The 17,481-nt window shown below is 65.2% G+C and carries 18 protein-coding genes; 7 read left to right on the plus strand and 11 right to left on the minus strand.

The genetic code is table 11. From position 1 onward, the window contains the following. Positions 1 to 142: 142 nt before the first annotated feature. A complete protein-coding gene (phbB, locus tag IVB28_RS21040; protein ID WP_247528751.1) occupies positions 143 to 868 on the plus strand; it encodes an acetoacetyl-CoA reductase in 726 nt (241 codons plus the stop codon). Positions 869 to 984: 116 nt separating this feature from the next. Then, entirely contained in the window at positions 985 to 1,854 is an 870-nt protein-coding gene (locus IVB28_RS21045; protein ID WP_247528752.1) for an EamA family transporter, read from the plus strand. 6 nt (positions 1,855 to 1,860) lie between these two features. On the opposite strand, the gene IVB28_RS21050 is transcribed toward IVB28_RS21045, so the two are convergent. Both IVB28_RS21050 and gloB read right to left on the minus strand, forming a co-directional pair. Next, positions 1,861 to 2,283: a cupin domain-containing protein gene (locus IVB28_RS21050; RefSeq protein ID WP_247528754.1), complete on the minus strand. Its 423-nt coding sequence runs from the start codon at positions 2,281 to 2,283 to the stop codon at positions 1,861 to 1,863. 22 nt (positions 2,284 to 2,305) lie between these two features. Continuing rightward, positions 2,306 to 3,073: a hydroxyacylglutathione hydrolase gene (gene gloB / locus IVB28_RS21055; RefSeq protein ID WP_247528755.1), complete on the minus strand. Its 768-nt coding sequence runs from the start codon at positions 3,071 to 3,073 to the stop codon at positions 2,306 to 2,308. Between the two features lie 109 nt (positions 3,074 to 3,182). On the opposite strand from gloB, the gene IVB28_RS21060 reads away from it, so the two are divergent. Then, positions 3,183 to 3,929, plus strand: coding sequence for a methyltransferase domain-containing protein (locus IVB28_RS21060; RefSeq protein WP_247528756.1), 747 nt, complete (start codon positions 3,183 to 3,185; stop codon positions 3,927 to 3,929). 55 nt (positions 3,930 to 3,984) lie between these two features. Here IVB28_RS21060 and IVB28_RS21065 read toward each other — a convergent pair whose 3' ends face one another. The 5 genes from IVB28_RS21065 to IVB28_RS21085 form a co-directional block, all read right to left on the minus strand. After that, positions 3,985 to 4,779, minus strand: a complete 795-nt coding sequence (locus tag IVB28_RS21065; protein WP_247528757.1) for a DUF4167 domain-containing protein — start codon at positions 4,777 to 4,779, stop codon at positions 3,985 to 3,987. Between the two features lie 459 nt (positions 4,780 to 5,238). Beyond that, positions 5,239 to 6,135: a peptide chain release factor N(5)-glutamine methyltransferase gene (prmC, locus tag IVB28_RS21070; RefSeq protein WP_247528758.1), complete on the minus strand. Its 897-nt coding sequence runs from the start codon at positions 6,133 to 6,135 to the stop codon at positions 5,239 to 5,241. Between the two features lie 157 nt (positions 6,136 to 6,292). Further along, entirely contained in the window at positions 6,293 to 7,378 is a 1,086-nt protein-coding gene (gene prfA, locus IVB28_RS21075; protein WP_247528759.1) for a peptide chain release factor 1, read from the minus strand. 57 nt (positions 7,379 to 7,435) lie between these two features. Then, positions 7,436 to 9,703 (minus strand): phosphoenolpyruvate--protein phosphotransferase, encoded by a 2,268-nt coding sequence (gene ptsP / locus IVB28_RS21080; protein ID WP_247528761.1) that lies wholly within the window; start codon positions 9,701 to 9,703, stop codon positions 7,436 to 7,438. Positions 9,704 to 10,076: 373 nt separating this feature from the next. Further along, a complete protein-coding gene (locus tag IVB28_RS21085; protein ID WP_247528764.1) occupies positions 10,077 to 11,333 on the minus strand; it encodes an aspartate kinase in 1,257 nt (418 codons plus the stop codon). A gap of 149 nt (positions 11,334 to 11,482) precedes the next feature. Here IVB28_RS21085 and IVB28_RS21090 point away from each other — a divergent pair, with 149 nt between their 5' ends. The 3 genes from IVB28_RS21090 (at position 11,483) to IVB28_RS21100 (ending at position 13,794) form a co-directional block, all read left to right on the plus strand. Next, positions 11,483 to 11,950: a PH domain-containing protein gene (locus tag IVB28_RS21090; RefSeq protein ID WP_247528766.1), complete on the plus strand. Its 468-nt coding sequence runs from the start codon at positions 11,483 to 11,485 to the stop codon at positions 11,948 to 11,950. 15 nt (positions 11,951 to 11,965) lie between these two features. Next, positions 11,966 to 12,733: a bifunctional 2-polyprenyl-6-hydroxyphenol methylase/3-demethylubiquinol 3-O-methyltransferase UbiG gene (ubiG, locus tag IVB28_RS21095; RefSeq protein WP_247528768.1), complete on the plus strand. Its 768-nt coding sequence runs from the start codon at positions 11,966 to 11,968 to the stop codon at positions 12,731 to 12,733. 161 nt (positions 12,734 to 12,894) lie between these two features. After that, entirely contained in the window at positions 12,895 to 13,794 is a 900-nt protein-coding gene (locus tag IVB28_RS21100; RefSeq protein WP_247528769.1) for an EamA family transporter, read from the plus strand. 121 nt (positions 13,795 to 13,915) lie between these two features. Here the strand turns inward: IVB28_RS21100 and IVB28_RS21105 are convergent, their stop codons facing one another. Genes IVB28_RS21105 through IVB28_RS21120 form a run of 4 tightly spaced genes read right to left on the minus strand, consistent with a single transcriptional unit; the run spans position 13,916 to position 16,402 of the window. Next, the gene (locus IVB28_RS21105; protein WP_247528770.1) at positions 13,916 to 14,398 is read right to left on the minus strand and encodes a DUF1178 family protein; all 483 of its coding nucleotides are present in this window, start codon (positions 14,396 to 14,398) and stop codon (positions 13,916 to 13,918) included. After that, entirely contained in the window at positions 14,395 to 15,285 is an 891-nt protein-coding gene (locus tag IVB28_RS21110; RefSeq protein ID WP_247528771.1) for a carbon-nitrogen hydrolase family protein, read from the minus strand. Before IVB28_RS21110 ends, IVB28_RS21105 begins: the two co-directional genes overlap by 4 nt. Continuing rightward, on the minus strand, positions 15,282 to 15,557 hold the full coding sequence (grxC, locus tag IVB28_RS21115; protein ID WP_247529113.1) for a glutaredoxin 3: 276 nt from the start codon (positions 15,555 to 15,557) through the stop codon (positions 15,282 to 15,284). Before grxC ends, IVB28_RS21110 begins: the two co-directional genes overlap by 4 nt. 47 nt (positions 15,558 to 15,604) lie before the next feature. Continuing rightward, a complete protein-coding gene (locus IVB28_RS21120) occupies positions 15,605 to 16,402 on the minus strand; it encodes a ComF family protein (protein ID WP_247528773.1) in 798 nt (265 codons plus the stop codon). Positions 16,403 to 16,545: 143 nt separating this feature from the next. On the opposite strand from IVB28_RS21120, the gene IVB28_RS21125 reads away from it, so the two are divergent. Further along, positions 16,546 to 17,394, plus strand: a complete 849-nt coding sequence (locus IVB28_RS21125; RefSeq protein ID WP_247528774.1) for a methyltransferase domain-containing protein — start codon at positions 16,546 to 16,548, stop codon at positions 17,392 to 17,394. Positions 17,395 to 17,481 lie beyond the last annotated feature (87 nt).

Here is a 17,481-nt window from a genome sequence, read left to right on the forward strand (position 1 = left end):
CGCGCAAGCCTCGACTAAATACAAACGCCCGGCTCAACGCCGGGCGTTTTGTTCTTGATGTCCGTCAAACGTCCCGCATAATCCGCAGTTAAAAAGCGATCACGTCAGAAACGTTCGAAGAGTCCAAGGGAAGGAATACGACATGGCACGTGTTGCATTGGTCACGGGTGGTACGCGGGGCATCGGTGCTGCGATCAGCAAGGCATTGAAGGCCGCAGGCTACAAGGTTGCGGCGAGCTATGCCGGTAACGACGCGGCGGCGGAGAAATTCAAGGCCGAGACCGGCATTGCGGTCTACAAATGGGACGTCAGCAGTTTCGAAGCTTGTACCGAGGGCGTGAAGAAGGTCGAGGCCGATCTCGGTCCGGTCGAGGTGCTCGTCAACAATGCCGGCATCACCCGCGACACCGCCTTCCACAAGATGACGCTCGATCAGTGGAACGCCGTCATCAACACCAATCTCGGTTCGCTGTTCAACATGACGCGCCAGGTCATCGAGGGCATGCGTTCGCGCAAATTCGGCCGCATCATCTCGATCTCGTCGATCAACGGCCAGAAGGGGCAGTTCGGTCAGGTCAACTATTCCGCGGCGAAGGCCGGCGACATCGGCTTCACCAAGGCGCTGGCGCTTGAGAATGCCAAGGGCGGCATTACCGTGAATGCGATCTGCCCCGGCTATATCAACACCGAAATGGTGCAGGCGGTGCCGAAGGATGTTCTGGAGAAGAACGTGATCCCGCAGATCCCGGTCAACCGACTTGGTGAACCCGAGGAGATTGCGCGCGCGGTCGTGTTCCTCGCGGCCGATGAGGCCGGCTTCATCACGGGCTCCACCATGACCATCAATGGCGGTCAATATCAGGCCTGAGCTAGCGCCGGGCCCCCTGAAGCCAAAAGCCTGTAGCGTCTAGCGCGACAAGGCGATAGTGAAGACGACAATGCCCGGCCTCGTGCCGGGCATCATCGTCCTCGGGCCTTTGATTGATGACCTCGCGCACAGCCACGCTGATCGGATTGACCGCGATCCTGATGTGGTCGCTGCTGTCCGTGATGACGGTCGCGACCGGAAAGATCCCGGCGTTCCAGCTCGCCGCGATGACCTTCGCGATCGGCGGCCTCGTCGGTCTGATCACCTGGATCGGCCGCGGCGAGGCGGCGAAAAGCCTGCGCCAGCCGCTCGTCGTCTGGGCCGTCGGCGTCGGCGGCCTATTCGGCTATCACGCGCTGTACTTTCTCGCGTTGCGCTTTGCGCCGCCGGCTGAAGCCGGGCTCCTGAATTATCTGTGGCCGCTCCTGATCGTGCTGTTCTCGTCATTGTTGCCGGGCGAGCGGCTCGCGCTGCATCACATCGTCGGCGCGGTGCTCGGCCTCGTCGGCACCGTGCTGCTGTTTGCCGGCAACGCCTCCGGCTTCGCGCCGGGCCAGGCGCCGGGACTGGTCGCGGCCTTCATCGCTGCGTTCGTCTGGGCGACCTATTCGGTGCTGTCGCGCCGGCTCAAGGCCGTGCCGACCGATGCGGTCGCGGGATTCTGTCTGGCCACCGCATTGCTTGCCGGGCTGATGCATGGCTTGCTGGAAACCACGGTGTGGCCGGAGACGAGCTTGCAATGGCTCTCCGTGATCGCGCTCGGCATCGGCCCCGTCGGTGCCGCCTTCTACGCCTGGGACATCGGCATGAAGCGTGGCGACATCCGCGTGCTCGGCGCTGCCTCCTACGCGACGCCGCTGCTCTCGACCGGATTCCTGATCGCAGCCGGTTTTGCAAAAGCCAGCGCCAACATCGCGATTGCTGCAATCCTGATCGCCGGCGGTGGCCTGATCGCGGCGAAGGACTTGGTGCTGCGGAAGAGGTGAGGGGAGCTACGGCTCCCAGCCCTTCGGTGCGAGCTCGAAGCCTGCGAACTCGAATGCAGGCGCCACGGTGCAGCCGACCAGCGTCCATTCGCCCGTCGTCTCGGCGGATTGCCAGGCTTGCGCCGGAACGATCGCCTGCGGCCGGTCGCCATTCGCAAGATCAATGCCCAGGCGCACGACGTGCTGCGTGCAGCCTTCATGCGCGATACGAAGCGTCAGCGGACTGCCGGCATAGTAGTGCCAGGTCTCGACCGCATCGACCCGATGCCAGTGCGAGCGCTCGCCACATGCGAGCAGGAAGTAGATCAGGGTCGAGCACGAACGCCCGTTGGCGTCGGTGGCCTGATCGCGAAACGTCTCGCGATAATGGCCGCCCTCCGGATGCGGCCGCAGTTCCAGGCGCGCGATGATCTCGGCTGCGGCGGGCATCGGTCTCCGTCAGGACTGGTCTTCAGGACTTGTTCTTGCGCTCGCGCAGCTCGCCGAACACCGCGGCGGCATCCGCCCCCTTCATGTGCAGCCTGGCCGCGACGGACGGTTCATCGGCGCGCAGGAACACGTTTGCCCGCTTCTCCTCGCCAAGCAGTGTCGGAATGGTCGGTTTGTTCTCAGCCCGGAGCTTGGCCACCTCCGCCGCGCGGGCCTGGAGCGCCGCATTGTCGGGATCGACGGTGAGCGCGAACTTGACGTTGGAGGCCGTGTATTCGTGGCCGCAATAGAGCTTGAAGTCGTCGGGCAGGGCACGCAGCTTCAGAAGCGAATCCCACATCATGGGGTAGGTGCCCTCGAACACGCGTCCGCAGCCGATCGAGAACAGCGTGTCGGCGGCGAACACCGCCTTCTCGGTGTCGAACACGTAGGAGATGTGGTCGAGCGTGTGGCCGGGCGTCTCGATCACGCGCGCCAGCAGATTGCCGATCTTGACTACGTCGGCATTGGCGACGCGCAGATCGACGTTCGCAATCTCATTGGTCTTGTCGTGCGGCGCGACGACGCGGCAATTGTATTTGCGCTTGAGTTCGGCGACCCCCCCGACATGATCGCCGTGATGATGGGTGATCAGGATGTCGGTGAGCTGCCAGCCCTCGTGCTCCAGCGCCTTCACAATCGGACCGGCCTCAGGCGCGTCGACGGATGCCGTCGCCTTGGTTTCCACATCGTGGATCAGATAGCCGAAATTATCGTTCAAACAGGTGAAAGTACGAATCTCGGCGGCCATGTCATCTCCGATCGCGCTCAGCTCCGTCAGACAAATATGGCGTTAACGTTGCGCAGGCAATGCAATATTCCGCGCGCGGCGGCGGCCTTGCGCATGTTAGATTGGCGTCATGACCATTGATGTCGTCGACCTCCGCGAGTTCTATTCCCGCCGCCTGGGGATCGTGGCGCGGCAAATGATCAATCGCGGCCTCAGGGAGCGCTGGCCGCGCGCCGACGGCCAGCGCGTGCTCGGCCTTGGCTATCCCACGCCCTATCTGGGGTTGTTCCGGGAAGATGCCGAGCGCTGTATCGCCTTCATGCCGGCGGCCCAGGGCGTCCTGAAATGGCCGACGGGACGGCCGGCGCTGGCCTCGCTGGTCGACGAATTCTCGCTCCCGCTTCCAGACGCCGCGGTCGACCGCATCCTGCTGGTCCACGCGCTCGAGATGTCGGACGATCCGGCCGCACTGCTGCGCGAGGTGTGGCGCGTGCTGTCGCCGTCCGGGCGCGTGATCGCGGTGATTCCGAACCGACGCGGGGTGTGGACTCGCACCGACAGCACGCCGTTCGGCCACGGTCGGCCCTATTCGCGCTCGCAGATCACCGATCTGTTGCGCCAGACCTGGTTCACGCCGACCGCCTGGGGCGAAGCGCTGTTCATGCCGCCCTATGCCGGCGGCTGGGTGCTGAAATCGGCGCAGATGTGGGAGCGCGCCGGCGCGGCGCTGTCGCTGCCCTTTGCCGGCGTGCACATCGTGGAGGCCACCAAGCAGGTCTACCGCGCGATCCCCGCCAAGCGCGAACGAGCGCGGCTTATTCCCTCGCTCGCGAAGCCGGTGCTGGTGCCGTCCTCGACGACGGTGACGCGCAGCTGAAAAAAAATCGTCCCGGCGGGGCCGGGACGATTTCAGATCGAAGACCAGAACAAGCTCACTCGCCGGGCGCGAGATCGTCGCTCGATGCCGCTGGAGCTGCCTCGCGCTCGGGGCGCGGACCATGCGGCCGGCGCCGCCGGCGCGGAAAGCGTTCACCACCGCCGGCACCGCCCTCAAAACCGGCCTGGCCGCCATTCGCGCCGACATTCACTTGCGGCTGCGCGCCGGTGATGAAGGACGGCAGGCGATCGACGTTGCCGGCATCGGCGACGACGGGCTGCGGCTGGTTCGCGGGTAGCGGCTGCGGCTGATATTGCGGCTGCGGACGATGATCGCGCTCGCGGTGCTCGCGCGGCTGCTGGTTGTCGCGCTGATAGGGTTGCTGGTTGTCGCGTTGCTGGTCACGCTGGTGATGCTCGCGCTGGCCGTCGCGGTCGCGCACGAAAGCCTGCTGCGGCGGCTGCGGAACGAAGCCCGGCTCCTGGCCGAAATTCGAGAAATTCTCGCCGTCGTCATCGCCGTCGTCGCTTTGGCTGCTGACGGGCTCGTCGCCGCGCGGCTGCTGGTTCTGGCGGAACTGCTCCTGGGCCGCCGCGATCAGGCGGAAATAATGCTCGGCATGCTGGTAGTAGTTCTCGGCCGCAACGGGATCACCGGAGGTGCGCGCGTCGCGCGCGAGCTGGAGATATTTTTCAGCGACGTGCGAGGCGGTGCCGCGGATCTTGATGTCAGGTCCGTTGGACTCGTAGACCCGGGTCATCGGGTTCTGGCTGCGCCGGTTATTGTTGTTGTTGTTGTTGTTATTATTGTTGCGGTTGCGCATCCGCTGCTTGTTCTGACCGTTTCTCATGTCCTGCCTTTAATTCCAGCCCTAAACGTTGCACGCGTTACAGATTGCCAGGAGTGCCCCGGCGACAGCGGCTCACAGGTCTCGCGCGCAACCGCGCGCAAGAGTGCATCCAGCCCTGCCGATGTTCGTCGACCGTCGCGTTCAACAAGGACGCGTTCCCCACCCGCCAGCACTGATCGCCAGCGAACCCATTCATTTTGCTTGCCGAAACAAGCCCAGCGGTGTTGCGTAAGTCTTCGAGCGCAATATCAGGCTTTCGTTCACTTGCGGTCGGAGAGCAGCGCAGCTTCACTGGCTATCGCGCTTCAGGACCTGCGGCTTGGAACCTTTATCAGTAAAGCTCTCGCCCGAGAGCCCGGCTTTCGCCCGTAGGTCTACGGGGCCGGCACCGATGTGTTGACCGAAACGTAGTCGTTCCCAAGGGATATTCCAAGAGCTTTTTGCAAGCCAATCCGGCTTTTATGGGGGCATTTTTCGGGCCGAGACGGCCCGCGGAACGCCCGCCAGGTCGGCCTTGGGTGGCCTGTCCACCAATAAACCCGCGGCCGCCATAAGGGTTTCAATATTTCTCGCCTGGCCCTGGCCGGCCTCGACGATCAGCGCTCCGCCAGGGGCGAGACGCTCGCTCGCCTGCGGAATCAGGGCGCGGTAGGCGTCATAGCCGTCATTGCCGCCGTCGAGCGCCAGGTGCGGATCGTGCTCGCGGACCTCGATGCTCAATGTCGGAATTTCGGCCGAGGGGATATAGGGCGGGTTCGACACGATGAGGTCGAACGGGCCGCGGAGCGCCGACGCATAGGAGCAGGCAATGAAGCCGGCGCGATCGGCGAGGCCCAGGGCGGCCGCATTGTCGCGTGCCGTGTTGAGGGCCGTCAGGCTGACATCCGTGCCGATGCCAAACGCATCGGGAATTTCGTGCAGCAGCGCAAGCAGGATGGCGCCCGAACCGACGCCGATATCCGCGATTTGCGGACGTTGCCCCGATATCGTGAGCCCGCGAAAGATCTCAAGTGCCAACTCGACAACGGTCTCGGTGTCCGGCCGCGGCACCAGCGTCGCCTCGGACAGCAGGAACGGCATGCCCCAGAATTCCCGCGCGCCGAGAATGCGGGCGACCGGCTCATGCGCCAGCCGGCGCTGCGCATACCGTTCGAGGCGCGCGGTCTCCTCAGGCGTGAGCTGTCGTGCCGCCTGCGTCATCAGCCCGGTCAGATCAAGCTCCAGAGCAGCGCCAACGAGCAGGCGCGCATCGAGGGCGGGCTCCTCGACGCCGGCCGATTGCAGCCGCGCGGTGAGCGCGCGACGCGCGCTCTCTATGCTGCTTCCGGGATCGGAGCCTGTCGTCAATAGAACCATCCTGCCTGGCATTGGATAGATCGGCAGGCTTGCTTGCGTCAACGGAAAGGAGCGCGTTTGATCGCGCCTCGCAGCGAGGGAGGGGATCCCTGACTGCCTATGACGATCAGAACGTCTTCGCAATATCCTGCGCGGCGAGACACACCGAAGGCCGGATTCAGGCCGCTACGCCCTGTGCAGCGAGCTGCGCGGCCTGGTGCTCGGTGGTCAGTGCGTCGACCAATTCGCCGAGCGCCTCGCCGGCGATCACCTGCGGCAACTTGTAGAGCGTCAGATTGATGCGGTGGTCGGTGACGCGCCCTTGCGGAAAATTATAGGTGCGGATGCGCTCAGAGCGGTCGCCGGAGCCGACTTTCTCTTTGCGCTCGGCCGAGCGCGCGGCATCGAGGCGCTGCTGCTCGGCGTCGTAGATGCGCGAGCGCAGGATGTTCATGGCGGAGGCGCGGTTCTTGTGCTGCGAGCGGCTGTCCTGCATCATCACCACGATGCCGGTCGGGATGTGGGTGATGCGGATCGCCGATTCGGTCTTGTTGACGTGCTGGCCGCCCGCTCCTTGCGCGCGCATGGTCTCGATGCGGAGGTCGTCGTTCTTGATGTCGACGTCGACGTCCTCGACCTCAGGCAGCACAGCGACCGTCGCTGCCGAAGTATGAATGCGCCCCTGCGTCTCGGTGTCGGGCACGCGCTGCACGCGATGCACGCCGGATTCGAACTTCAGCTTGGAGAACGCGCCGCGGCCCTGCACCTCCGCGATGATTTCCTTGTAACCGCCGACGGTGCCTTCGCTGGCCGAGATCACCTCGACCTTCCAGCCCTGCAAGGCAGCGAAGCGCTCGTACATCCGGAACAGGTCTCCAGCAAACAGCGAGGCCTCGTCGCCGCCGGTGCCGGCGCGGATTTCCAGCACCACGTTGCGATCGTCCATGGCGTCCTTGGGCAGCAGCGCAACGCGGATCTTCTGGACCAGCTCCTCGATTTTCGGTGCGAGCTCGTCGCGTTCGGCTTCCGCCATGCCGCGCATCTCGGCATCGGTCGCGGGATCGGCGATCAGCGCCTCGGTGTCGGCGAGTTCCTTGACGGCGGAACGATAGGCCTTCACCGCTTCGATCAGCGGCGTGATCTCGGCGAGCTCGCGCGTGATCTGCACGTAGCGTTCGGAGGCGAGCTGCCCCAGCGATTCGGCCTCGAGCGAGGCATGATGGGCGAGCAGGACGTCCAGTTTGGCTTCGGGGAGTGACGACATCGGTTCAGTCTCAAATGGCGGAAGGAGGCGAGGGAGCGAAACGGGGCGACAGGCCCGCTACAACGCCAGGCCTTCGGCCTCGGCAAATTCCGTCAGTTTCTGCCGGATCGAGACGCTACCCGCCGGCGCGTCCAGGAGCGGACCGAGCATGGCTTCGGCCTTCTTTGCATCGAGGTCGATCACCATCGCCTTGACCGGTCCGAGTGCGGTCGCCGACAGCGACAGCGAGCGATAGCCCAGCCCAATCAGCGCCAGTGCGCCGATTGGCTTGGATGCCATCTCGCCGCAGAGCGAAAGCGACTTCTTCGCCGCTTGCGATTTCTGCGCGATCTCGCGCAGGGCGCGCAGGATCGGCGCCGACATGGTGTCGAAGCGCTCCGAGACTTTCGCGTTGCCGCGGTCGACCGCGAACAGGAACTGGAACAGGTCGTTAGAGCCGACCGAGATGAAGTCGACTTTCCTCAGAAGCTCGTCAAGCTGATAGAGCAGGGCCGGCACCTCGACCATGGTACCGATGTCGATTCTTTCAGGCAGCGTGTGACCGTGCTGACGCAAGTAAGTGAGCTCGCGCTCGACCAGCGCCTTCGCCGAATCGAATTCGGCGACCTCCGAGATCATCGGGAACATGATGCGCAGCGCACGGCCGCCGCCGGCGCGTAGCAGCGCGCGGATCTGGCCGCGCAACAGGCCGGGGCGATCCAGCCCGAGCCGGATCGCGCGCCAGCCGAGCGCGGGATTTTCCTCGATCACGGCTTCCATATAAGGCAGCGCCTTGTCGCCGCCGATGTCGAGGGTGCGGAAGGTAACGGGCTTGGTGCCAGCGGCATCGAGGACGGTGCGATACAGCGCAAGCTGGTCGCTGGTGCGTGGCAGGCTCTGGCCGACCATGAATTGCAATTCGGTGCGGAACAGGCCGATGCCGGCGCTGCCCGTGTCCTCGATATGCGGCAGGTCGATGGCAAGACCCGCGTTGATCATCAGCTCGACCTTCTGGCCGTCCCTGGTGACGCAGGGCCGGTCGCGTAGCGCCAGATATTGCGCCTGGCGGCGGGCGCGGAAGCGCACGCGCTCGGCAAAGGCGGCCTCGACTTCCTGAGAGGGGCGCACATAGATCGACCCGGAGGTGCCGTCGACGATGATGGCGTCGCCGGGATCGGCGATGCCGGGCGCGTTCGGGACTTCGCCGACCGCGGGAATGCCGAGCGCGCGCGCCACGATCGAGACGTGGGAGTTGGCGGTGCCTTCCTCCAGCACGATGCCGCGCAGGCGCTTGCGGTCGTAGTCGAGCAGCGCCGCCGGGCCCATCGCGCGCGCGATGACGATCGCGTTGTCGGGAAGTTGCTCGCGCGAGGGCGCATGGTCCTGGCCGACCAGCTGCCGCATCAGGCGGTAGCCGAGATCCTCCAGATCGTGCAGCCGGTCGCGCAGATATGGGTCGGTCGACCGGAGCATGCGCGCGCGGGTGTCGGATTGCACACGCTCGACCGCGGCCTCCGCCGTGAGGCCGGTGGCGACGGCCTCGTGCAGCTTGTGCGACCAGCCTTGGTCGTTGGCGAACATGCGGTAGGCTTCCAGCACCTCGCGGTGCTCGCCGCCTTCGGCGACGTCGCCGCGCTCCAGCATGCGGTCGAGATCGGCGCGCAGCTTGGCGAGCGCGGTGTCGAGCCGCTTGATCTCCTTGGGCAGGTCCTCGGCGATGTAGTCCTTGATGACGACGCGCGGCTCGTGCAGCACGACGTGGCCGAGCGCGATGCCCTCGGACAGGATGGCGCCGACCTTCTGCGCGGAATGGCGTGCGGCCGGCTCCTGGCCCGGCTGGGCCAGCGCGGAGAGTTCGCCGGAGGCGATCAGCTCCGCCAGCACCATCGCGGTGGTCTGCAGCGCCTCGAGCTCCTCCTCGACATAGTTGCGCTTGGCGCGGTTCTGCACCACCAGCACGCCGAGCGTGTTGCCGGCCCGCAGGATCGGCACGCCGAGGAAGGAGTGGTAGATTTCTTCGCCGGTCTCGGGACGGAACGAGAAGGCCGGGTGGCTCTGCGCATCGCTTAGGTTGAGCGGCGTGGCCTCACTGGCGACCAGGCCGACAAGACCTTCGTGGGCGCTCAGCACGGTGTGGTGCACCGCCTCGCGGTTGAGACCCTCGGTGGCGTAGAGTTCCAGCGTGTTGTCGATGCGCAGCACATAGACCGAGCACACCTCGGCCACCATGTTGGCGGCGATCAGCACCACGATCTTGTCCAGCCGCTCCTGGGCCGAGACCTGCTCCGCCATTGTTTCGCGGAGCCGTCTCAACAAGACGCGGGGACCTCCCGACGCGCTCCGCATGTCCCGTCAATCTCCTCCGTCTGCCCGGCCCGGCGGTATCGGCCGGCGGCTGGCCCGAAATTCAAGAAAAACAACCAATTTGTTCGTCCGGCGCCGGCGCAAGCCCAAAATCACTTGAGATTTCTCGCTTGCACCGAATCGGCGCCGCCTGAACTGGGACACAGTCTCCGGCAGCCCACCCTGTTCGCCGTATAGCGAATTGAGGCTTGTTTTGCCAAGCAAAACGCCTGCCAAGCGCGAAGGTGTGTACACCTTCGCGTTTGCTGCGAGCGCTAACAGAAAATTAGTCCAGGCATGGCCCGGAAAAGTGCGAAGCGGTTTTCCGAAAAGACCATGCTCAAACAACAACCTGAAGCGCGACGACGGTCGCGCTTCAGGCCTGATCGAGGCCGTAGAGCGTGTGCAGCGTGCGCACCGCAAGCTCGGTATAGGCCGTGTCGATCAACACCGAGAATTTGATCTCGGAGGTTGTGATGGCCCGTATGTTGATATTCCGCCCCGCGAGGGCCGAGAACGCCTGGGCCGCGACGCCGGCATGGCTGCGCATGCCGCTGCCGATCACCGAGATCTTGGCGACGTCGGTGGCGGTATCGAGCCTGATATAGCCGATCTTGCCCTTGGCGGCGGTAATCGTGTCCTTGGCCCGGGTATAGTCCGCCGCCGGCACCGTGAAGGTGAGGTCGGTGGTCTTGCCGTCCTCGGAGACGTTCTGCACGATCATGTCGACGTTGATGTTGGCGTCCGCCAGCGGGCCGAAGATCGAAGCCGCAATGCCCGGCTTGTCCTCGATCTGACGCACCGAGATCTGGGCCTCGTCCTTGGAGAAGGCGATACCGGTGACGACGTGGCTTTCCATGATCTCCTCCTCGCTGCAGATCAGCGTGCCGGGCGGCTGGTTGGCATGCGGATCGATATCCTCGGGCTTGTCGAAGCTCGAGCGGACGAAGATCGGCATGTTGTGGACCATCCCGAGTTCCACCGAGCGGACCTGGAGCACCTTTGCGCCCTGGGATGCCAGTTCCAGCATGTCTTCGAACGCGATCTTGTCGAGTCTCTTGGCCTTCGGCACGATTCGCGGGTCAGTGGTGTAGACGCCGTCTACGTCGGTATAGATATCGCAGCGGTCGGCCTTGACGGCTGCGGCAATCGCCACGGCCGAGGTGTCGGAGCCGCCGCGGCCTAGCGTGGTGATGCGGTTGGTCTCGGCGTTGATGCCCTGGAAACCGGCGATGACCGCGACCTCCTTGCGCTCCTGAAAGCGCTTGATGATCTCGCTGCCGTCGATGTCCTCGATCCGGGCCGAGGCATGGGCGTCGCTGGTCTTGATCGGGATCTGCCAGCCCTGCCAGGAGCGGGCCTGGATGCCCATGCCCTGGAGCGCGATGGCCAGCAGGCCGGAGGTCACCTGCTCGCCGGAAGCGACGACGGCGTCGTATTCGCGCGCGTCGTGCATCGGCGAGGCCTCGGTGCACCAGGCCACCAGCTCGTTGGTTTTACCGGACATCGCCGAGACGACCACGGCCACTTCATGGCCGGCGTCGACCTCGCGCTTCACATGGCGTGCGACGTTGCGGATACGTTCGATGTTGGCGACCGATGTGCCGCCGAATTTCATCACGAGGCGGCTCATGACGACGCGTGCATTCCTTCAAAGGGATCAGTATGGTGACCCGCACCGGACAGGTGCCTGCGGACACCGACCGCGCGTATACATAGCGGCGGGGCCGGGGGCAAGCGGGTTCCTGCGGGGCCGGGTGCGGCAATGGGTTAACCGAGGTCATGGCGCGTTACATCGACGAGATCCTGCAGCCCGGCGAGCGGGTGCTGTATTCGACCAATGCGCACTGGATCTTCTATTTTCCGGCGATTCTGGCCTGGATCGTGGCCCTGGGCCTGTTCGTGGTCTCGCGGCAGACCACGGTCGAAGGGCTCGTGCTGCTGTGTCTCGTCGCCGCGGCGCTGGTGGCCCTCGCCGCCCTCTATTGGACCATGAAGGGTTGGTTCCACCGCTTCACGACCGAGACCGACGTCACCAATCTCAGGGTCGTGCACAAGACCGGGTTCATCAAGCGCCGCACCTTCGAGATGGCGCTGGACAAGGTCGAGAGCGTGGATGTCGATCAGACCATCCTTGGGCGTATTCTCAACTACGGCGACGTGACGATTCGCGGCGTTGGCGAGGGGATCGAGACGATCAAGACCATCGCCTCGCCGCTCGCCTTCCGTAGTTCGATCACCACGCGGTAGGACCGCGCGTAAACCATGAGCATGCAGCAAAATACTTCCGCCACTGCCCAGCCGGGTTCGACCGTCGACGCCGCCGAGATCGCGAAATTCTCAAAGCTCTCGGCCGAGTGGTGGGATCCCAACGGCAAGATGGCGCCGCTGCACCGGATCAACCCGTTGCGGCTCGGCTACATCCGCGACGCGGCCTGCCGCAAGTTCGAACGCAATGTGCGCAGTCTCAACTGCCTCGGCGGCCTGCGCGTGCTCGACATCGGCTGCGGCGCCGGCCTGCTGTGCGAGCCGCTGTCGCGCCTCGGGGCCCAGGTCATCGGCGTCGATCCGTCGGTCAGCAACATCGCCGCGGCGAAGCTGCATGCCGACAAAGGCCATCTTGCGATCGACTACCGCTGCACCACGGTGGAGGAGATCGACCCGCGCGAGCGCTTCGACATCGTGCTGGCGATGGAAGTGGTCGAGCACGTCGTCGATGTCGGCGTCTTCCTGAAGCGCTGCGCCTCGATGCTGAAGCCGAACGGCCTCATGGTGGTCTCGACGCTGAACCGCAACTGGAAGAGCTTTGCGCTCGCCATCGTCGGCGCCGAATACGTCCTGCGCTGGCTGCCGCGCGGCACCCACGAGTGGAACAAGTTCGTCACCCCCGACGAGCTGACGAAATATCTGCTCGACAACCGCCTCGTCATCACCGAGCAGACCGGCGTGGTCTACTCACCCTTCGCCGACAAATGGACGCTCTCGTCGGACATGGACGTGAACTACATGGTGGTGGCCGAAGGGATGGTGTGAGGGGGGAGTGGGATGCGGGCTGCTTCTCCACAAGCGCTGTCGTCCCTGCGACAGCAGTTGCACGGACATCGCTCCCATGACTTCCGTGCTGGTTGACCGCGCAGGTCTCAGCTTGCACGCTGGTCGCATCTTTTCCTGTTAAAGCATCATTCACGTCCCTCATGCTTACCGTCGCCAGCCTCTGGATCCCCTTCACCGTCATTGCCGCGCTCGGGCAGGTTGCCCGCAATGCGATGCAGCGGTCGTTGACGAAGCCGCTGGGGACCTGGGGTGCGACCAATATCCGCTTCCTGTTCGGCTTCCCGTTCTCGGTGCTGTTCTTGGGGGTGGTGCTGATCGCGACCGGCGATCATCTCGGCATGCCGCCGACCGCGTTCTGGCCGTGGCTGCTGCTCGGGGCGCTCAGCCAGATCGTCGCCACGGGCCTGATGCTGCTTGCGATGAACGACCGCTCGTTCGTGGTGACGACGGCGTATCTCAAGACCGAGGCGATCCAGACCGCGATCTTCGGCTTCGTCTTCCTCAGCGATCACCTGACCTGGCTGAAGGTGCTGGCGATCGTGATCGCGACCGTCGGTGTCGTCATCACCGCGCTGCGGCCCGGCGGCGAGAAGAGTTTCGCGGAATTGAGGCCGACCATCACCGGCCTCGTTGCTGCTGCGGCCTTCGCGCTCTCCGCGGTCGGTTTTCGTGGCGCCATCATCAACGTGCCTGATGTCTCGTTCGTGACTGCGGCATCATTCACACTGGTGCTCGGCCTGTTCGTGCAGACGCTGATCCTGACGATCTATCTGCTCTGGCGCGCGCCAGACGTGTTGCGCGGAATCCTGGGCCTGTGGAAGCCGTCGATGCTCGCGGGCTTCATGGGCGCTTTCGCCTCTCAATTCTGGTTCCTGGCCTTCGCGCTGACCGCCGCCGCCAATGTCCGCACGCTCGCCCTGATCGAGGTGCTGTTCGCGCAAGGCGTGGCGTATTACTCGTTCAAGCAGCCGATCGCGCCGCGCGAGATTCTCGGCATCGTGCTGATCGTGGTCGGAGTGGCGCTATTGGTGGGGGTGTAAGCCAACTCATCCAGCCGCCGTCATGCCCGGGCTCGTCCGGGGCATCCACGTTCTTTGTGTCCACGAGAAAGAAAGGCGTGGATGGCCGGGTCAAGCCGGCCATGACGAAGGAGGCGAAAGCCTAATTCCGGTCTTCCGGCAGCGTCGGCAGCGGCGAAACCTCGATGCCTTCGTCGATCAGCGACTTCGCTTCTTCCGGCGAGGCCTCGCCGTAGATCGGACGATGCTCCTTGTCGCCGTAATGCATCGCGCGGGCTTCATTGGCGAAGCGCTGGCCGACATTGTCGGCGTTCTTCACGATGTGATCGCGCAGCTCCTTCAGCTTGGTGCGCAGCTCTTTCTCCTGCGCCATCAGCAGCGAGGTTGGACCTGATGGTGCGGCTTCGGGCGTGGTTGCGGTCGCGGGCTCTGGCGGCGGGCTCGCCCGCCCGCGGCCCTTCTTGCCGACGATGCGCGGCGCCATGATCGCTTTGTCGACCTTGGCCGAGCCGCAGATCGGGCAGGCCACGAGCTTGCGCTTTACCTGTGAATCATAGGCCGACGAGCTCTGGAACCAGCTTTCGAAATCGTGGTCCCGGTCGCAGCGAAGCGCGTAGCGGATCATGCCGATCCCCGCACGAGGTGCAGATGATCCGGCCCCGCCTTGGGGTCGGACACGCCGAAGCGGCGGCCGTGCTGGAGCGAAGGGATGGCGCGGCGCGCGGTCTCGACCTTGGCCGGATCGATCTTGGCCATGATGATGCCGGGTTCCACGTCGCCCTCGGCGAGGATCTCGCCCCAGGGATCGATGATCAGCGAATGACCATAGGTCTCGCGCTTGTTCTCGTGGGTGCCTGCCTGCGCCGCGGCGAAGATGAAGCAGCCGGTCTCGATCGCGCGCGCGCGCAGCAGCACGTGCCAATGCGCTTCGCCGGTCTTGCGGGTGAAGGCCGAGGGCACGGTGATGAAATACGCGCCGCTCTCGGCGAGGGCACGGTAAAGCGCGGGAAAGCGCACGTCGTAGCAGATCGTCAAGCCCACGCGGCCCCAGGGCAGGTCGGAGATCACGGCGGTTTCGCCCGGCTGGTAATTGGCGGATTCGCGATAGCTCTCGCCGTCCGGCAGCTCGATGTCGAACATGTGGATCTTGTCGTAGCTCGCGAGCACATCCCCCTCGGGCCCGATCAGGAAGGAGCGGTTGACGGCCTTCTCGGACGAAAAGCGCAGCGCCAGCGAGCCGACATGGAGATGGATCTTCAGCTCTGCCGCGAGCGCGCGGTAGGCCTTCAGCGAGGTGTCGTCCTCCTGGCTCTGGAGGTGCTCGAACAGCGCCTTGCGGTTCAGCTGCATCATGTTGCTGACTTCGGGCGTCTGCACGTAGTCGGCGCCATTTGCCGCAGCCTGCCGGATCAGCCTGGTGGCCTGGGCGAGACTGGGCTCGGGCATCAACCCGGTGCGCATCTGCACCATCGCGGCGGTGAAGGTCCTGTCTTGAGCTTGATCCCGGCTCATGACACTGCCTTCACGCTTTCGAGCATGCCGTCGAGCTTGCCTTCGCGGTCGAGTGCGTAGAGGTCGTCGCAGCCGCCGACATGAGTTCCGCCGATCCAGATCTGCGGGAAAGTCGAGCCCTCGCCGGCGCGGTCGTACATCTCGGCGCGCCAGGAAGGGTTCTTGGCGACGTCGAATTCCGTGAAAGCCGCCTTCTTGCGGGTCAGCAGCGACTTGGCGGCGGAACAATAGCCGCAGCCCGGCCTGGTGTAGATCTCGACAGCAGCGGTCATCTCGTCTGGCGCTCTCATGTCATGAATTCATTGAATTATATGGGACCTTACCTGACCTCCACAACCCGGGCGAACACCAGCACGTCGACCTGGGCCGCCTTGGCGCGCAGCAGGGTCCGCGCGCAGGCATCCAGCGTCGCGCCGGAGGTCAGGACGTCGTCGATCAGGACAATGCGGCGGCCCTGGACTTCAGCCTGACGGTCCGGGGATACCTGGAACGCGCCCTGCACATTGGTGGCGCGCTGGGCTCGCGACAGGCCGATCTGCTGCTCGGTGGCGCGCACCCGGCGCAGCACCTCAGCCCTCGTCTTGACCCCGCTCTGGCGCTCGATGGTCTGCGCCAGCGCCCCGGACTGGTTGTAGCGGCGCCGCCACGCCCGCCGCCAATGTAGGGGAACAGGCACCAGCATGTCGGCACCGGCCAGCAACTCGCCGCCCGCGCGGGCCATCCAGCGGCCCATGGCGGGCGCCAGATCGGTGCGGTCCTGGTATTTCAGCGCATGCACCAGTGTGCGCGCGACGTCGTCATAGCGCACGGCGGCGCGGGCCCGCTGGTAGGCCGGCGGGCTCGCGATGGCCTCCATCGACAGCATGTCCGGGCCGGGATCATAGACGAAGGGAATGCCGAGCCGCGGGCAGTAGGGCCGCTCGATGAACGACAGCCGCGCCCAACACGAAGCGCAAACGCCCTGGCCATCGACCGGCTCGCGGCAGGACACGCACTGCGTCGGCAGCGCAATGTCGAGCGCGAGCCGTGCCGCGCGCGACATGATGTGACCCCCGGCCGTCCACGCGGCACGGAAAGATGTGGCGATGGAACGGGTGAGGGCGGCGTCGGCTTTCATAGGGGAAAGCTAGCGCCCGGCTCGACGGCACTCAAGCGGCACTCACGTGTCCCGGACGCGCTCCAGCGCCAAGAGCGCTGCCGCGCGTCCGGGACAGGAGAGGGGAGATTGCAATAACCAGCACGATCGGCGTAACCAGCGGCATGGCTCAGACCCAGCAATCCCCGCCCGCATTGTTCGATCGAGCCTTGCTGCACGCACGGCAGCGCCGCGCGCGGGCACAGGGCGAGGCTACGTTTCTGCTCGATCGGGTCGCCGAGGACATGTCCGATCGGCTGGCGGCGGTGATGCGCGAGTTTCATGCGGCGGCCGATCTTTGGACGCCCGGCGAAGGTCTCGCGGTGTTGCGCAGGCGCCTGCCCGCCATCGAGCAGATCGCGCTCGATGCGACGGGTGCTGAGAAATTGCCCTTTGCGCCGGAAAGTCTCGACCTCGTCGTCTCGGCGCTGGCGTTGCAATTCGTCAACGACCTGCCGGGCGTGCTCGCGCAGGTGCGCCGCGCCTTGAGGCCCGATGGGCTGCTGCTGGCCGCGATGATCGGCGGCGACAGCCTCACCGAGTTGCGCCAGGCCTTTGCCGCGGCAGAGGCCGAATGCGAGGGCGGGGTGTCGCCGCGGGTGGCGCCGTTTGCGGATCTGCGGGACATCGGCGCGCTGTTGCAGCGGGCCGGCTTCGCGCTGCCCGTGACCGATGTCGATCGTGTCGTGGTGCGTTACGCCAACGCGTTCGCGCTGATGCAGGATGTCCGCCGCATGGGCGCCGCCAATGTGTTGATCGAGCGGCGGCGCACGCCGTCGCGGCGCGCGACGCTGCTCCGGATGGCCGAGATCTACACCGAGCGCTTTGCCGATGCCGACGGCCGCATCCGCGCCACCTTCGACATCATCTGGCTCTCCGGCTGGGCGCCGCATGCGAGCCAGCAGCAGCCGCTGAAGCCGGGATCGGCCAAAGCGAGCCTGGCCGAGGCGGTGAAGAAGGCCGGGAAAGACTGAAGACTGATGGGTGTCCCGGACGCGCTGCAGCGCTCTTGCGCTGCTGCGCAGAGCCGGGACCCAGCCTTGCTGCTACATGGGCACGGC

Source organism: Bradyrhizobium sp. 199 (assembly GCF_023073355.1).
In the GTDB taxonomy this organism is placed as follows: Bacteria; Pseudomonadota; Alphaproteobacteria; order Rhizobiales; family Xanthobacteraceae; genus Bradyrhizobium.

Coding starts and splice junctions, on each gene's coding strand:
- IVB28_RS21085 (WP_247528764.1), bottom strand. CDS start 11,333: ATGAGCCGCCTCGTGATGAAATTCGGCGGCACATCGGTCGCCAACATC.
- IVB28_RS21120 (WP_247528773.1), bottom strand. CDS start 16,402: ATGAAAGCCGACGCCGCCCTCACCCGTTCCATCGCCACATCTTTCCGT.
- ubiG (WP_247528768.1), top strand. CDS start 11,966: ATGAGCATGCAGCAAAATACTTCCGCCACTGCCCAGCCGGGTTCGACC.
- prfA (WP_247528759.1), bottom strand. CDS start 7,378: ATGTCGTCACTCCCCGAAGCCAAACTGGACGTCCTGCTCGCCCATCAT.
- grxC (WP_247529113.1), bottom strand. CDS start 15,557: ATGACCGCTGCTGTCGAGATCTACACCAGGCCGGGCTGCGGCTATTGT.
- IVB28_RS21050 (WP_247528754.1), bottom strand. CDS start 2,283: ATGCCCGCCGCAGCCGAGATCATCGCGCGCCTGGAACTGCGGCCGCAT.
- gloB (WP_247528755.1), bottom strand. CDS start 3,073: ATGGCCGCCGAGATTCGTACTTTCACCTGTTTGAACGATAATTTCGGC.
- IVB28_RS21125 (WP_247528774.1), top strand. CDS start 16,546: ATGGCTCAGACCCAGCAATCCCCGCCCGCATTGTTCGATCGAGCCTTG.
- IVB28_RS21065 (WP_247528757.1), bottom strand. CDS start 4,779: ATGAGAAACGGTCAGAACAAGCAGCGGATGCGCAACCGCAACAATAAT.
- ptsP (WP_247528761.1), bottom strand. CDS start 9,703: ATGCGGAGCGCGTCGGGAGGTCCCCGCGTCTTGTTGAGACGGCTCCGC.
- IVB28_RS21105 (WP_247528770.1), bottom strand. CDS start 14,398: ATGATCCGCTACGCGCTTCGCTGCGACCGGGACCACGATTTCGAAAGC.
- IVB28_RS21045 (WP_247528752.1), top strand. CDS start 985: ATGACCTCGCGCACAGCCACGCTGATCGGATTGACCGCGATCCTGATG.
- IVB28_RS21090 (WP_247528766.1), top strand. CDS start 11,483: ATGGCGCGTTACATCGACGAGATCCTGCAGCCCGGCGAGCGGGTGCTG.
- IVB28_RS21110 (WP_247528771.1), bottom strand. CDS start 15,285: ATGAGCCGGGATCAAGCTCAAGACAGGACCTTCACCGCCGCGATGGTG.
- IVB28_RS21100 (WP_247528769.1), top strand. CDS start 12,895: ATGCTTACCGTCGCCAGCCTCTGGATCCCCTTCACCGTCATTGCCGCG.
- IVB28_RS21060 (WP_247528756.1), top strand. CDS start 3,183: ATGACCATTGATGTCGTCGACCTCCGCGAGTTCTATTCCCGCCGCCTG.
- phbB (WP_247528751.1), top strand. CDS start 143: ATGGCACGTGTTGCATTGGTCACGGGTGGTACGCGGGGCATCGGTGCT.
- prmC (WP_247528758.1), bottom strand. CDS start 6,135: ATGGTTCTATTGACGACAGGCTCCGATCCCGGAAGCAGCATAGAGAGC.